Raw genomic sequence first — 14,779 nt, 5'->3', positions numbered from 1 at the left:
CCGTGGCTACTGTGCTGCTCCTGCGCCATGGGCGCACCACGGCGAACGCGGACGGCGGGCTCGCCGGTCGCCGCCCCGTGGAGCTCGACGAGACGGGCCGGGCGCAGGCCGCCGCCGTGGGCGAGCGGCTCCGGGCGCTCCCCCTCGCCGCCGTCGTCACCAGCCCGCTCATCCGCTGCCGGCAGACGCTCGAGCTCGCCCTCCCCGACGCCAAGCCGGTGGAGGAGGAAGGGCTGACCGAGTGCGGGTACGGTGCCTGGGAAGGCCAGCCGCTCAAGAAGCTCGCCAAGGATCCACTGTGGCCGGTCGTGCAGCAGCACCCCAGCGCCGCCGTCTTCCCGGGCGGCGAGGCGATGGCCGCGATGGCGGCGCGGGCGGCCGAGGCGGTGCGCCGCTGGGACGCCCAGGTCACCGCCGAGCACGGGCCGGAGGCACTGTGGCTGGCGTGCAGCCACGGCGATGTGATCAAGGCCATCGTGGCCGACGCGCTCGGCGTACACCTGGATCTCTTCCAACGGATCGTGGCCGACCCGGCGTCACTGACCGCGATCAGCTTCACCCCCACCCGCCCGTTCCTCCTCCGCCTGAACGACACCGGCGGCGACCTGACCGGCCTGGTCCCCCGGAAAAGGCGGCGCCCGCGGCGCGCCCGCCCCGCCGACTCCGACGCCACGGTCGGCGGCCGCGCTGGTGGCTGAACACCGGCCCGGTCCCGCGCCTCGGTCGGTGGCTGAACACCGGCCCGGTCTCGCGCCTCGGCCGGTGGCTGAACACCGGCCCGGTCCCGTGGTGAGGTGGCCTCCGCGCCGCCGCGGCGGGCGGCCGGGTCGGTGGCTGAACGCACTGCACACACGCGCCGCCCTACGGATAGGGTCTTAGGTATGACCCACCAGGTACACGCCTTCGAGCCGCCGGAGCGGTTCGTCGCTGGGACCGTGGGTCCGCCGGGGGAGCGGACGTTCTTCCTCCAGGCCCGCGGCGGCGGCCGGCTGGTCAGCGTCGCACTGGAGAAGGTGCAGATGTCGTTGCTGGCCGAAAAGCTCGAAGAGCTCCTCGCCGAGGCGCACCGCCGGTTCGGCGCCGAGCTGCCCGAGGCACCCGCGGCCCTCTCCGACAACGAGCCGCTCGACACGCCGGTGGACGAGGAGTTCCGTGTGGGCACGCTCGGGCTCGCCTACGACGTCGACACCGCCACCGTGGTCATCGAGGCGATCGCGGCCGGCGAGGCCGAGGTCGAGGTGGAGCTGGGCGGCGACGCCGAGCTGACCGAAGACGACGAGGACGACGACGAGGAGCCCGACGACGACCTCGACCGCCTGCGGGTGCGGCTCACGCCGGCCGCCGCGCGGGCGTTCATCGACCGGGCCCGCCGGGTGCTCGCGGCCGGGCGGCCGCCCTGCCCGCTGTGCGGCCAGCCACTCGACCCGCGCGGGCACCTCTGCCCCCGCCACAACGGCTACCACCGATGAAGCGTTCTCGGCGAAACGCGGTGGCGTGGTCTCGGCGCGATGCCGGGACCTCTCGGCGGGGCGCCGGGGCGTGGTCTCGGCGCGAGGCCGGGACGTCTCGGCGGGGCGCCGGGGCGTGGTCTCGGCGGCGCGTCGCGTGACTGTCGAGGCGTCCCCGGTGCTCGACGAGGGCGACGCGCTCCGGCTGCTGGAGCGGGGCGAGTTCGAGATCGAAGGCCGCCTCGTCGACGCCTCCAACACCACCCTGCGCGGCTTCCTCACCCTCGACGGGGTGACCACCCGCTGCGTGTACAAGCCGGTGCGCGGGGAGCGGCCCCTCTGGGACTTCCCCGACGGCACCCTGGCCGGCCGGGAGGTCTCCGCCTACCTCGTCTCGCGCGCCACCGGCTGGCGGGTGGTCCCGCCCACCGTCCTCCGCGACGGCCCGCTCGGCCCCGGCGCATGCCAGCTGTGGATCGACGAACCCGACGACGGCGAGGCGCTGGTCGGCTTCGTGCCTGCGTTCGAGCTGCCGGCCGGCTGGTTCCGCATCGCCTCGGCCCGCGACGAGGAGGGCAACGCCTACGCCCTGGCCCACGCCGACGACCCCAGGCTGGTCCGGATGGCCGTCTTCGACGCGGTCATCAACAACGGCGACCGCAAAGGCGGCCACGTGCTGGTCGGCGCCGGCGGCCAGGTGTTCGGCTGCGACCACGGGGTGAGCTTCAACGTCGACGACAAGCTGCGCACGGTGCTGTGGGGCTGGAGCCGGTCACGTCTGCCCGAGGAAGCGGTCGAGGTCCTGGAGCGGCTCGGCGAGGCTTTGGGCGGGTCACTGGGCGAGGAGTTGGCGGGGCATCTGACGGGGGCGGAGGTCGCGCGGACGCTGGAGCGGGTGGGTGCGCTGCTGGCTACGCGCCGCTTCCCCACCCCGTCGGACGACTGGCCCGCGGTCCCCTGGCCCCCGATCTGAACAGGCGGTCGCGGCGTGGCCTACCGCGAGCCGGCGACCGAAGTACGACCTCTGTCTCCCACCACCGGCCGGTCGGACTCCGGCCCATGTCGCGATGAACCACCACCCTCGCTCCCGTCACGATCGGGGTCATGACGGCCGGGACCACCCCGGCCCGAACGTGAGGGGCACGCGATGTACACCGAATCGCAGCAACGCACCACGGCCCGCGTCGCGGGTTCCTCCTGCTGCTATTGATGGCGCCGGCTTCTTCGCCCAGGTATTCGTGCCGGCCAGCCTCATCGTGGCCGCCGACGCGACGGCGACCGCGCGCAAACATCCTTGAATCGGAACGGCTCTTTCGCCTGGCCGCCTCCCTCGACGTGCTCATCTTCGCCTGCGACATCGTCATGGCCGTCGCGCTGTACGTGCTGCTCCGATCGGTGAATCCCGGCCTCGCCCTACTCGCGGCCCTCTGGCGAACGGCACAAGCCACGATCATGATCACAAATACGATCGCCTTCCTGTCGGTCCCCGCCGCGCTGACCAATCCGGAGAACACCGGCAGGCTCGAAACCGGCGAGCTCGAGGCCCTGGCCAACACGTACATCGGCGCACACACCACGGGATTCAGTGTCGGCCTGGTCCTGCTCGGCCTCGGCAGCGCCGTCTTCAGCTACCTGCTGTTCACCTCGCGATACGTACCCAGGGCGCTGGCCGGGTGGGGCGTGTTCGCCAACATCGTGCTGGCCACGTTCACCATGGCGGTCCTCATCTTCCCCGGTGCCGAAGATATGGCCGCGGTCTCGGTCGGTCGCTTCGTGCCCGTATTCCTTTTCGAGGTGATCCTCGGCGGCTGGCTCCTGTTCGGGAGCGTGCGGCTGCCTCGGACCGCCGAACCGGCCACCGTGTCACATTGACCACCGAAACGTGCTGCGCCCTTTTCAAAAGAGGGTCGCGTGATCCGCTCGGTGTTTGCGGTCTTTGATGCGATGACTGTGATCTTTGATGTGGCGAACTATATGCAAGATCGACGGACACCACGCTGGCCGGAAGAGTTCCGTTACGTCGACGACAGTCGGCATACTGTGGTTGTGGACAATTCCCACCGCCGTGGAGCACGGCCGTGGCTCGGACCAGCCTTGATCGTCGGCACGACAGCGGCCATCATCGGATACCTGGTTGGCGCCGATGATCGAGTACTCGCGTTGGCGCAGTCCGCCGCAGCGGTCATCGCGTTGGGTGTCCCATTGGTGATGTGGTTGTGGCGCCGCGGCGAAGCTGGGCAGGCTCCGGCAGGTCGGCTGGTCGATTCTTTTATGGACGAGTTGGCCATCGTTGTTCGAGCCCAGTGGGAGAGGTCGGCCGGCGAGCGACGACTGCGATATCCGGTACCCGCTTCCGTACGCTGGCGCTGGTCGGGATCATCGATCGGAGGGCCGATCGGCCAAGCGGTTGGCAATCGCATTGTGCGCTTTCCGGTGCTGCCCGGCATGTCGCGTATCAGTGAGCGTGACTTGTCCAATGGTGGCTTGGCCGACTTGTTCAGAATATATGGCGGCCTGGATTCCGGAAGAATAATCATCGCGGGTAATGCCGGCTCGGGGAAATCCGGTGCAGCTATCTTGCTGCTGCTCGATGCATTGAGACACAGAGCGAACCTGAGCGAAAGAGATCGTGCGATGACGCCGGTTCCAGTTCTTCTGACGATGCACGGATGGGATCCGTTCGCGCAGGGCGTCCTAGATTGGGTGGCAGAACGGCTCGTGGCTGACTTTCCGCTCCTGGAGTCGGGGCCGCTCGGCCGAAAGACCGCGAGAAAGCTGGTTCATCGCGGGCATATCGCGGTTATGTTGGACGGACTAGACGAAATGTCTGAGCCGCTACGCACGGGAGCGCTTCAGGCACTAGGTGATCAGGCGACATTCCGGCTCGTGTTGTTGACTCGTAGTGACGAACTGGCAGCTTCGATGACAAAAGGCCCGCTGTCCGGTGCGGCGAGCTTGGAGCTCTTGCCACTGGCTGCTGACGACGAAGCAGACTACCTGGCGGGTTGTCGACCTGAACCTATGCCAGCAGCATGGGATCGCCTCATCCTTCATTTGCGCCATTGTCCTGACGGCGTGCTGGCGCATGCCCTCGACACACCGTTGATGCTGACGCTCGTACGCGACACCTTTTCTGATCCAAAAGAATTGGATCACTTCGTCGAAACAGCTTCCACCAGCACCCGCGACGCCGTCGAAAGCGCCCTTCTTGACCGCGTTGTACCTGCTGCGTTCGCACCCCGATCAGGCAAGCCGTCTCTGCCTTACAGCTCCGCTGAAGCTCAACGCTGGTTAGGCTTTCTTGCCTACCGACTCAACCACAGTTGCAGTCGCGATTTGCCTTGGTGGAGTATGCCAGACTGGGTAGGCGCCGGCCCCCGTGTAGCCACAACTGCTTTGATCGTAGGAGCAGCTTTTGGGGCCTCAGCAGGATTCGCGGTCGGGACGCGGGTGACCCCGATCGTCGGGCAGATTGTCGGCCTAGCGGTTGGAGCCGTCTTCGCATTCGTAGCCGGCCTCGCCGCCAGCCGACCGCTTGTTCAGCCGCGGCAGCTGGTTAGATTTCGATGGCGCGGAACGCTGAGGGGGGAGAACATCCGGCTTGGAGTGGCGTTGGGATGTGGCTTCTCGCTGGTTTTCGGGCTTGCCGGCGGGCTCTCGTTTGGGCTTCGTGTAGGCGTCGCGAGTGCGCTTTTGTTTGGGCTTCTTACCGCGATTTCGATCGCCTTGATGTCGGCGATGGCTCAACCGTCAAATACAATAGATAGTCCAGTTGATCCGATCACGTGTTGGCGCCGGGACAGGGAGTACACGATTGTGTCCGGTCTTACGGTAGGACTCGTGTTCACGCTCGGCGGTATCATGTTTGCGCCTTTTGTAGGGCTGTTGTTCGGCCCTTTGGCGGGGATTGCGTTTGCGCTGCCACGCTCGGCAACCTGGCATGCGTCCTTTACCTTCTGGCGGCTACGTCGGGCCGGCTTGCTACCGAGAAATGCGATGACGTTTTTTGAGGACGCTCGCGCTCGGCATGTCCTACGAACCGCCGGACCGGTCTATCAGTTCCGCCACGCCAGCCTGCAAGATCGGCTCGCCGATAGCTTCGCCGATGCGCAAAGGTGACCCGAAACAGCTCCCTCGCTGAGGGCCTACCAGACGGGCGCCATTCATTCATGACCCAGCCTCGCGCGAGCGGATCGTGTGTGGCGGCGCCGGGGCGCGGGGGCGGCTTGCCGCCCCCGCGCCAGCGGTGATCCGTCTACGAGGTCTGCTCGACCTCGTCGTCCAGGGGCATGAACGGGTGCTCGTCCAGCCGCCCGACCAGCCGGTCTTCCGCCGCCGGCGCGAACGGCCCGGCCGCGTCGTCCTCGCTGTACGACTCGAGGTCGAGCGGGGCGGCGACCTCCGACACCATCACCACGCCGTCGAGGGGCTCGAGCTCGGGGATGTCGAGCGCGCCCAGCGAACCGTCGCCGGCCTGGAGGAGCTCCAGCACGGCCTCGCCGACGGTCTCGACCGGCTCGGCCTCTTCCTCGTCTTCGGGCAGGCCGGAGCGGCGGGCGGCCTCGGCGACGCGGACCAGGGCGGCCACGCTGGGTACGCGGTAGTCGCGGCGCTGGCGTACCGAGACGACGGCCGGGTGCGGGTCTTCCGGCTCGTTGCCGTCGACGCCACCCAGGCCGACGCCGAAGCGCTCGTCGGCTTCGTCGGGGTCGATGGACTCGACGTCCCAGGGTGTGACCTCGCCGAACGCGTCGAGCAACAGCTCGTCGTACTCGTAGGAGGCGTTGTTGAGCGTGACGTACGCCTGCCAGACGTCGTCGTCGTCGATGCGGCCCTCGGCTGCCTTGACGGCGGCGAGGTGGCCGCGCGCGGCTTCGATCACCCGCTCGAGAGCGGCGTCCAGCTCCGCGTGCTGGTCGGTCATGGTGAGGAGGGTCCCTTCAGCGGGTCAGTCAGGACGTGCGTAGGAATCGGTCGAGTACACGCACGCCGAACTGTAGTCCCTCGACCGGGACGCGCTCGTCAATGCCATGGAACAGTGCGGAAAAGTTCAGGTCGGGCGGCAGCCGCAGCGGTGCGAAGCCGAAGCAGCGGATGCCGAGCCGCTGGAACGCCTTGGCGTCGGTGCCGCCGGAGAGCATGTAGGGCACGGGCCGCGCGCCCGGGTCCTCCGCGCGCAGCGCGGCGGCCATCGCGTCGACGAGGGCGCCGTCGAAGGTGGTCTCGATCGCCGGCTGGCGCTGCACGTGTTCGATCTCCAGGTCGGGGCCGATCACCTCGCGCAGCTGTTCCAGGAAGAGGTCGGCCTGGCCGGGGAGCGTGCGGCAGTCGATGGTGGCCGTGGCGCGGCTGGGGATGACGTTGTCCTTGTACCCGGCGGCGAGGCGGGTCGGGTTGGCGGTGTTGCGGAGGGTGGCGCCGATGATGTTGGCGATCGGGCCGAGCTTCGCGATCGCGGTCTCCGGGTCGTCCGGGTCGAGCTCGACGCCCAGCGCGTCGGACAGGTGCTCCAGGAACGCCCGGACGGTCGGGGTGACCACCATCGGGAAGCGGTGGCGGCCCACCCGGGCGACCGCCTCGGCGACCGCGGTCACCGCGTTGTCGTCGTGCACCATCGAGCCGTGGCCGGGGCGGCCGCGGGCGTGCAGCCGCAGCCAGTTGATCCCCTTCTCGGCGGTCTCCACGAGGTAGAGGCGCAGGTCGTTGGTGACCGTGAACGAGAAGCCGCCGACCTCCCCGATCGCCTCGGTGCAGCCGTCGAGCAGGTCGCGGTGCTTGTCGACGAGGAAGTGCGCGCCGTACTCGCCGCCGGCCTCCTCGTCGGCGGTGAACGCGAGCACGATGTCCCGCGGCGGCCGCACGCCGGTGCGGGCCCAGTCGCGCACGACGGCGAGGACCATCGCGTCGAAGTCCTTCATGTCGATCGCACCGCGACCCCAGAGAAAGCCGTCGCGGATCTCGCCGGCGAACGGGTGCACCGTCCACTCGTCGGGCTCGGCCGGCACGACGTCGAGGTGGCCGTGCACGAGCAGCGCGTCGCGGCCGGGGTCGGTGCCCTCGATGCGGGCGACGAGGCTGGCCCGGCCGGGCGCCGACTCGTGGATCTCGGAGCGGATGCCGACCTCGTCCAGCTTCGCCGCCACGTACTCGGCCGCGGCCCGCTCGCCCGCGCTCGTGGCGTTGTCGCCGGTGTTCGTCGTGTCGATACGCAGGAGGTCGCGGCAGATGTCGACGACCTCGTCGACCGGTGGGCTGCTCATCCGCCCTTCTTACCAGGCGACCTGGCCGGTCCCCGCGCCGCCACAAGCGGCGCCGGTAAAGCCACCGGAGAGCTTTCGGGTTCGGGTCTGGAAAGCTCCTTCGAAACAGGTTTCCCGGGTCCGCGTCAGTGGCGGACCGCCGCTCCCGCCGGAGACCGCGCGGGTCGGCGGCTCGCCAGGGCTCGCCGAGATCCCCGACCCGCGCTGCCAGGTCCGCGCCACAAGCCCCGCTGGTCGGCCGTCGAGCCGCGCGCGGCAATGCGCCCACCGCCGTGCGGACTGCCCTCCGCCGCTGGCCGCGGTCGTCCCCACCAGCCCCGCGGCCCGGGTGCGCTACGCGGCGCACGACCACCGCGGGCGTGGTCGCCGGCAGTAACCGCTACGACGGTGCGGACAGGGGCAAGATTCGAGATCTAGGAGAGTTAGGGCGCTATTTCAGCCCTAAATCTCCTAGATCTCAAGTCCGGCCGCCCTTAGCCGCTTACGCCGCGTTACCTAACGGCACGGCAGGCGGGACGGGCGTCGGGCGGCTGGCGGCAGCCGCGACGAAGTCTCCTAGGCACTCCAGGAGAAGCCGGCCGCCCAGCTCGCCGACGCGAGCACGATCTGGCCGTCGGTGTCCGGGTGGAAGTAGTCCCAGCCGGAGACCTGCGACAGCACGAACCGGTAGTTGAAGATCGCGCCGCCGTCGTACTTGCACAGCGACCCGTACGCCGCGCACGCGGCCGCGAGCTGCGCGTTGTAGTCGGCGACCCGCTGCCGCACCCGGTCGCGGCGGGCGTTGTCGGCGGCCGAGGTCGAGGTGGGGTTGGCGAGCATCGACTGGCAGATGCCGAGGAGCGACCAGGCGCTGCGGGCCAGGAAGTTGCCCTTGCCGACCTCCCAGAGCCGCTTGATGTCCGGGATGCTCATGATGAACACCCGCGCGCCGGGCCGGCCGGCCTTCAGCCGGGCCAGGGCGGTGTCGATGTGACCGCGGTAGGTGGCGACCGGCGTCATCCCGGCCTCGCTGCCGGCGCAGACGTCGTTGGCGCCGATCAGCACGGTCACGTAGTCGACGCCCTGGCCGACCGCCAAGTCGATCTGGCCGGGCAGGTCGGAGGCGGTGGCCCCGCTCTCCGCGTCGTTGAAGTTGCGCCCGCTGATGGCCGGGTTGGCCGCCAGGATGCGCCGGTAGTGGCTGTTGACACCGGTGTCGGTGCCCGTGCTGAACGAGCGCGACGGGCAGTCGACGTAGAAGCCGCAGGCGTTGAAGCCGCGGGTGATGGAGTCGCCCGTGCTCGCCATCGAGGACGGGAACGGGTCGGCCGCGGCGGCCGGCGCGGCGAGGGCGAGGGTGGCGATGAGGGTGGTCGCCACGGTGACCGCGAGGGCCGGCATCGGCCTGAATCTGGGCAGCATGCGACGCGGGAGTGACATGGGTGAGCCTCCGGGACGCGAGATGGCGAAGTTGCAGGGGGTGATCAGACGGTAATCTCTGCGTCACATCGGTGGCAATGGTTAAGCGGCGTGTCTCGACAAAAGGCCCACAAATCAGGCAGTTTCCCGGTCCCGCACACCGGGTACCAGCAGGCCGTGACCCTCGGCCTTCCGCCCCTCCCTCCGAGCCGGGGTACGCCCGCCGGCCGGCCCGCCGCCGACGTGCTCGCCGACGAGCACCGCCGGCTCGCCGCGCTCTGCGCCGCACTGTCCGAGCCCGGCCTGCCGCCCCGCCGCCGGCGCGACCTGTCCGACGTGCTCACCGCGACCGCCGCCCGGCACCTGTCCGCCGAGGCGCAGTACCTGTACCCGGCCGTCCGCTCGGCGGTACCCGATGACGGGCCGGCCCTCGCGGACCGGGAGATCGCCGCGACGCGTGAGCTGCTCGCGGCCCTGCGCTCCGGCGAAGGCGCGGAAGAGCGACTTCGGCGGCACGCCTACGCCACCGCGGACCTGCTCGACCGGCTGGCCGCCGTCGCATCGGAGGAGGACCTCGTGCGGCTGGGCAACCGGATCGAGACCGCCGAGGAGGCCGCACCCACGCGACCGCACCCGGGCGCGCCGGCCACGCCGCCGTGGAACAAGATCACCGATCCCGCTATCGGGCTCGTCGACCGGCTCCGGGACGCGGCGACCGGCCGCCCGACACGCCAGGAAAGCCTGTCCGACAGGTATGCCAGTCGGCTGTTTTGATCTTCCCGTTAACCATTCGGTTACAGTCAACCTGGCGTTTGGGGGACCTTTCACAAGCCGAAGGTCTTTCGGTGATCGCACGTTGGTCCTACCGTCACGCTATGAACCTGGAGTTGCGGCACCTCAAAGTGGTCGTCGCGATCGCGGAGACAGGCAGCGTTACGAAGGCTGCCTCTCAGCTGGGGCTGGCACAACCGGCACTCACGGCACAGCTCCAGCGCATTGAACGCACCCTCGGCGGCCCGCTCTTCGAGCGCGACCGGCGTGGTGCGCGCCCCACGGCCCTCGGCGAGCTGGTGCTGGCCCGGGCCCGGGTGTTGCTGCCGGCGATGAAAGGGTTGCAGGACGAGGCGGCCCGACTCGCCGGCACGGGGGACGTGATGACCCGCTACCGGGTCGGCGGGGCCAACAGCCCGATCGTCGGCGGCCTGGTGCACCGGCTGGCCGCCGCGCAGCCGGAAGCGCAGATCAGCACCTACGCGTCCTGGTACGCGGACGAGCTCGCCCAGATGGTGCTCGGCGGGCGGCTCGACTACGTGCTCGTGGGGGTGTGCGGCGACGCCGCGCCCTCGGCGGCACACGGCCTGGCCTGGCGGGTGGTCTCGGTGGACGCGGTGTTCGTCATGCTGCCCACCGCGCACCCGCTCGCCGGGTCCGACGAGGTCGTCCTCGCCGACCTGTCGGAGGCCCAATGGGTGGCCGCGCCCGGTGACGGCTGCTTCGGCGACTGCTTCGCCGCGGCGTGCGCGCGTTCCGGGTTCACGCCCCGCAAGGTGTACGAGACGGACATCCGCGGCTGCATCGACATGGTCGAGTCGGGCGAGGCGGTGGCGCTGTGCCAGGCCACGTTCCGGCCGGTCCCGGGCCTGGTGACCCGGCCGCTCGCCGGCGCTCCCCTGCGCTGGCGGCTGCTGCTCGGCTGGCACCCCGAGGCGCTGGCCGCGAAGTTCGCCGACGACGTGCTCGGACACGCGGTCGCCGCGTACGAGGACATGGTCGGCCGCAACCCCCTCTACCAGCGCTGGCTCAGCCAGAACCCCCCGTTCGGCGCCCAGCAGGTCGCCCCCCTCTGACCTCCCCGACACAAGCCGGCTCTCCCGGAGCGGTACGGCGCGGTATTACCCGACTGGTATCTGCCGAGATCTATTGAACGGCCGTTAGGGTCCCGCCGTAACACCTCACTCCAACCCCCAGGAGAGCCCCCATGAAGCGAAGATTCGCCATGCTGGCGGCCGCGCTGCTGCTGCCCGTGGGCGCCGTCGCGCTGCCGGCGGCACCCACGGCCGCGGCCCCCGGCCCCGGCACACCCCCGGCCGGCGGCGCCGCCTCGGCCGAGATGCTCGGCGCCCTCCAGCGCGACCTCGGCCTGAGCGCCGACGAGGCGCGGGCCCGGCTGGCCCGCGAAGACGACGCCGGCCGCACCGACGCGCGGCTGCGCAAGGAGCTCGGTGCCGCGTACGGCGGCGCGTACCTCACCGCCGGCGCGACCTCGCTGGTCGTGGCGGTCACCGGCAAGGCGCACGCCGCGAAGGTCACCGCGGCCGGCGCCACCGCCAAGGTGGTCGCCCGCAGCGAGGCCCAGCTCGACGCGGTCAAGTCCACCCTGGACCGCAACGCCGCCAAGGCACCGGCCGCCGCGGTGCCCGGCTGGTACGTCGACGTGGTCACCAACACCGTCGTCGTGCTCGCCCGGGGCGACACGTCGGCCGCCCGCGCGTTCGCGGCCACGGCCCGGTCGGCGGCGGTGCGGGTCGTCGCCACCAGCGAAAACCCGGTGCCCCTCTACGACGTGCGCGGCGGCGACGCGTACTACATGGGCGGGCGCTGCTCGATCGGCTTCTCCGTCTCGGGCGGCTTCGTCACCGCCGGCCACTGCGGCACGACCGGCACCGCCACGCAGGGTTTCAACCGGGTCGCGCAGGGCACGTTCCGCGGCTCGTCCTTCCCCGGCAACGACTACGCGTGGGTGCAGGTCAACTCCAACTGGACGCCGCAGCCGTGGGTGAACAACTACGCGGGCGGCAACGTCACCGTCGCCGGCTCCACCGAGGCGGCCGTGGGCGCGTCGATCTGCCGTTCCGGCTCCACCACCGGCTGGCACTGCGGCACGATCTCGGCCAAGAACCAGACCGTGAACTACGCCGAGGGCACCGTCACCGGCCTGACCCGCACCAACGTGTGCGCCGAGCCGGGCGACTCGGGCGGCTCGTGGCTCTCCGGCCAGCAGGCGCAGGGCGTCACCTCCGGTGGCTCGGGCAACTGCACCTCCGGCGGCACCACGTACTACCAGCCGGTGAACGAGATCCTCTCCGCGTACGGCCTCACGCTCACCACGAGCGGCGGCGGCGAGCCTCCGCCGCCCACCGGGTGCTCCGGGTACGAGTTCACCCGCAGCGGGTCGATCTCCAGCGGCGCCAGCGTGTACCAGCCGGACGGCAGCTACTACTACTCGTCCGCCTCCGGCACGCACCGCGCCTGCCTCGACGGCCCGTCCGGCGTTGACTTCGACCTCTACCTCCAGAAGTGGAACGGCAGCGCGTGGGCGAACGTCGCCAGCGGCACGTCCGCGAACCCGGACGAGACCGTGTCGTACAGCGGGACGGCCGGTTACTACCGGTACCGCGTGCACGCGTACAGCGGCTCGGGCAGCTACACGCTCGGCTTCAGCAACCCGTAGGGCCGCTTTTGTGGTCGAAGCTCCTCATCTGATCTGCTCGAGAGGGGCTTCGACCACGCCGTCGAGATTCGAAATTTGAGCTACCGCGGTGTCCGTCGTGGTCGCTCCGGCGAGGCGAATCGCCAGCCCATCTTCCCAGTGTTTGGGGATGTGGCTCAGCATGTGGGCGGCGCCATGATCGTTAGCCCGAAACCCGTGTAACACGCGGGCGAGAACGCGGGTTTTGGGCTAACGATCACCGAAGCGCGAGAGACACCGGGCTTGCGAAGCCCTTGCTGCCGGGCCATAGCCGGCCAAACCGCGAAAGTCGCGACCCCGATGATCTTCGCGGGGCGTCATCTAGAGACCTTTCGGAGTCAGGGTTCGCGGGCCCGGCCACAACGCACGGTCAAATCCGAGGCAGAAGCTTCCGAGGTCCGCGTCAGCGATAGACCGTATGCTCCCGCGGGCACCGCTCCCAATGCCAGCTCCCGCGGGACAAGCCCCTACCAACGACGTCCTGACGCAGCGTCACCAGAATCGGGGTTCCCGCACCTTCGTCGCCGATCAAGGCCTTGCCGCACCACTCTGGACACCAAACCCGAGCCGCACCACAGGCCCTCGCGAGAGGCACCGAACGGGGCCGCGGGAGCAGCGGTCCGGACCACGCCGAAGTCACCGGCCCAGGCCACCCCGAATCCAAAGGTCTCCAGATCCGCGACGTTCGGGTTTGGGCTTGGTGTGCGGGCCTGGCAGCGGAGGCCGGGGATTTCGGCGAGCCTTGGCGAGCCGCCGGCCGCCGCGGTCTCCGGCGGGAGCGGCGGCCGCGACTGACGCGGACCCGGGAAATCTTCTCGAAAGCCCTTCGGTCAGCTCGGGTGGCTGATCGCGTAGTCGGCGTACGCGTCGGGCAGGCGCGGGTCCTGGTCTCCGGTCGGCAGTGTCACCAGCGCGCCGAGCTCCGACAGGCGGGTCGCCAGGGCGAGCGGTATCTGGTAGCTGCCGGCCACCGCCGCCTTGATCGTGGCGCGTTCGTCGTCGTCGGCCTCGCCGTCCCACCACTGCGCGAAACGGTCCAGCGCCGGGTCGCGGTCGTCCGTCACAAGATCACCCCCAAGGGTTCCATCGTCCCACCGTGGGGCTTTGCCGGCAGGCGACCGGCTCAAACACGTGTGCCTCGGCGCGCGATCGGATATCAAGAGCGGGTGACTGACGACGACATCGTGCGGCGGGCGCGGCGGGCCGCGGAGCTGCACCTGGACGCGGTGCGTGACATGGAGCGGTTCATCGAGCGGTTCGCCGGCACGCCGGACGCGGCGGCGCTGGCCGAGTACGCGACGCTGCTGGCCCGCGAGGAGGCGACCCGTGCCGACCGGCAGGAGCTGCTGGCCGCGCTGGCCCTGGAGGCACCGAGCGTCGAGCCGTGACGCTGCTGGTCGTCGACGGCGCGAATGTGGTCGGCTCCCGTCCGGATGGCTGGTGGCGCGACCGGGCCGGCGCGGCGGCGCGGCTGCGTGACGCGCTGCTCCCGGTCGCCGCGGACGGCCTGCCCGACCTGCCACCCCCGCTGGAGGTGGTGCTCGTGGTCGAAGGCAGGGCGCGCGGCGTCGAGACGGCCGGCGCGGTACGCGTGGTCGACGCACCCGGATCGGGTGACGACACGATCGTGGACCTCGTCTCGGCCGCCCGCCCCCGCCGTACCGTGGTGGTCACCGCCGACCGCGGGCTGCGCGAGCGGGTCCAGGCGCTCGGCGCCGAGGTGCGCGGGCCTCGCACCCTCAGTCCGGCGTACTGACTGACTCGTCACTCATGCTCATTCGCGCCGGGTGCGTCCCGCGCCGGCCCCACCGCACGCTCCGGATATCGACGCGTCGTAGTCGCTTGTTCGCGCTGTGCGGTAAATCGGTAGGGGGTCGAGGCGGGGGCATCCGGTTTACCGTGATGGAATAGCACCTCCCCCCGCCCCCCAGGAGGTCCCCCCGTGGCCAGCGTCGCCGAGGTCAAGTCGGCTATCGATGCCGCGATCCAACAGGTGAGCGAGGGACAGGCCGCAGTCCACGCGGCCAGCGAAAAGCTCACCGAGGCGCAGCAGAGCCTCGCCGTCGCGCTCGACGGCAGCGGCCACGACGCGGTCAGCACGGCACGGGCATCGTTGCAGCAGGCCACGCAGGAGTTGGAAGAGTGCCTCGCCGCCACGATGGCCGCCGTGGAGCAGGCACAGCAGTACTCAGCCGCGCTGTAGC

Annotated in this window: 15 protein-coding genes; 11 read left to right on the top strand and 4 right to left on the bottom strand. The window is 70.3% G+C overall.

Annotation, left to right across the window (positions count from 1 at the left end):
• Positions 1 to 2: 2 nt before the first annotated feature.
• The 5 genes from ACTMTJ_RS28315 (at position 3) to ACTMTJ_RS28295 (ending at position 5,567) form a co-directional block, all read left to right on the top strand.
• Complete coding sequence (locus tag ACTMTJ_RS28315; RefSeq protein ID WP_441221197.1) at positions 3 to 698, top strand: MSMEG_4193 family putative phosphomutase; 696 nt, start codon at positions 3 to 5, stop codon at positions 696 to 698.
• Between the two features lie 183 nt (positions 699 to 881).
• A complete protein-coding gene (locus ACTMTJ_RS28310) occupies positions 882 to 1,469 on the top strand; it encodes a DUF3090 domain-containing protein (RefSeq protein ID WP_441221195.1) in 588 nt (195 codons plus the stop codon).
• Positions 1,470 to 1,605: 136 nt separating this feature from the next.
• Positions 1,606 to 2,421, top strand: a complete 816-nt coding sequence (locus ACTMTJ_RS28305; protein WP_441221193.1) for an SCO1664 family protein — start codon at positions 1,606 to 1,608, stop codon at positions 2,419 to 2,421.
• Positions 2,422 to 2,657: 236 nt separating this feature from the next.
• Positions 2,658 to 3,320 (top strand): DUF4386 domain-containing protein, encoded by a 663-nt coding sequence (locus tag ACTMTJ_RS28300; protein WP_441221192.1) that lies wholly within the window; start codon positions 2,658 to 2,660, stop codon positions 3,318 to 3,320.
• A 39-nt stretch (positions 3,321 to 3,359) separates the two neighbouring features.
• Positions 3,360 to 5,567, top strand: a complete 2,208-nt coding sequence (locus tag ACTMTJ_RS28295; protein WP_441221190.1) for a hypothetical protein — start codon at positions 3,360 to 3,362, stop codon at positions 5,565 to 5,567.
• A gap of 136 nt (positions 5,568 to 5,703) precedes the next feature.
• Here ACTMTJ_RS28295 and ACTMTJ_RS28290 read toward each other — a convergent pair whose 3' ends face one another.
• The 3 genes from ACTMTJ_RS28290 to ACTMTJ_RS28280 form a co-directional block, all read right to left on the bottom strand.
• Positions 5,704 to 6,372 (bottom strand): hypothetical protein, encoded by a 669-nt coding sequence (locus ACTMTJ_RS28290; protein WP_441221188.1) that lies wholly within the window; start codon positions 6,370 to 6,372, stop codon positions 5,704 to 5,706.
• A 28-nt stretch (positions 6,373 to 6,400) separates the two neighbouring features.
• Entirely contained in the window at positions 6,401 to 7,708 is a 1,308-nt protein-coding gene (locus tag ACTMTJ_RS28285; protein ID WP_441221186.1) for a M20/M25/M40 family metallo-hydrolase, read from the bottom strand.
• A 555-nt stretch (positions 7,709 to 8,263) separates the two neighbouring features.
• Entirely contained in the window at positions 8,264 to 9,088 is an 825-nt protein-coding gene (locus tag ACTMTJ_RS28280) for a GDSL-type esterase/lipase family protein (RefSeq protein ID WP_441221184.1), read from the bottom strand.
• A 195-nt stretch (positions 9,089 to 9,283) separates the two neighbouring features.
• On the opposite strand from ACTMTJ_RS28280, the gene ACTMTJ_RS28275 reads away from it, so the two are divergent.
• From ACTMTJ_RS28275 to ACTMTJ_RS28265, 3 genes are all read left to right on the top strand, one after another.
• Positions 9,284 to 9,880, top strand: coding sequence for a hemerythrin domain-containing protein (locus ACTMTJ_RS28275; protein ID WP_441221182.1), 597 nt, complete (start codon positions 9,284 to 9,286; stop codon positions 9,878 to 9,880).
• A 101-nt stretch (positions 9,881 to 9,981) separates the two neighbouring features.
• Positions 9,982 to 10,953, top strand: a complete 972-nt coding sequence (locus ACTMTJ_RS28270; RefSeq protein WP_441221180.1) for a LysR family transcriptional regulator — start codon at positions 9,982 to 9,984, stop codon at positions 10,951 to 10,953.
• Between the two features lie 131 nt (positions 10,954 to 11,084).
• On the top strand, positions 11,085 to 12,557 hold the full coding sequence (locus tag ACTMTJ_RS28265; protein WP_441221178.1) for a S1 family peptidase: 1,473 nt from the start codon (positions 11,085 to 11,087) through the stop codon (positions 12,555 to 12,557).
• A gap of 848 nt (positions 12,558 to 13,405) precedes the next feature.
• Here the strand turns inward: ACTMTJ_RS28265 and ACTMTJ_RS28260 are convergent.
• The gene (locus ACTMTJ_RS28260; RefSeq protein WP_441221176.1) at positions 13,406 to 13,639 is read right to left on the bottom strand and encodes a hypothetical protein; all 234 of its coding nucleotides are present in this window, start codon (positions 13,637 to 13,639) and stop codon (positions 13,406 to 13,408) included.
• 102 nt (positions 13,640 to 13,741) lie between these two features.
• Here ACTMTJ_RS28260 and ACTMTJ_RS28255 point away from each other — a divergent pair, with 102 nt between their 5' ends.
• The 3 genes from ACTMTJ_RS28255 to ACTMTJ_RS28245 all read left to right on the top strand — a co-directional run bounded on the left by ACTMTJ_RS28255 (position 13,742) and on the right by ACTMTJ_RS28245 (position 14,778).
• Complete coding sequence (locus tag ACTMTJ_RS28255; RefSeq protein ID WP_441221174.1) at positions 13,742 to 13,963, top strand: hypothetical protein; 222 nt, start codon at positions 13,742 to 13,744, stop codon at positions 13,961 to 13,963.
• On the top strand, positions 13,960 to 14,331 hold the full coding sequence (locus ACTMTJ_RS28250) for a hypothetical protein (RefSeq protein ID WP_441221172.1): 372 nt from the start codon (positions 13,960 to 13,962) through the stop codon (positions 14,329 to 14,331). Before ACTMTJ_RS28255 ends, ACTMTJ_RS28250 begins: the two co-directional genes overlap by 4 nt.
• A gap of 186 nt (positions 14,332 to 14,517) precedes the next feature.
• Positions 14,518 to 14,778, top strand: coding sequence for a hypothetical protein (locus ACTMTJ_RS28245; protein WP_441221170.1), 261 nt, complete (start codon positions 14,518 to 14,520; stop codon positions 14,776 to 14,778).
• Position 14,779 lies beyond the last annotated feature (1 nt).

This window comes from Phytohabitans sp. LJ34 (assembly GCF_052068095.1).
GTDB lineage: Bacteria > Actinomycetota > Actinomycetes > Mycobacteriales > Micromonosporaceae > Phytohabitans.
The sequence above is the reverse complement of the archived record's forward strand: the minus strand, read 5'-3'. Positions and strand labels throughout refer to the sequence as shown.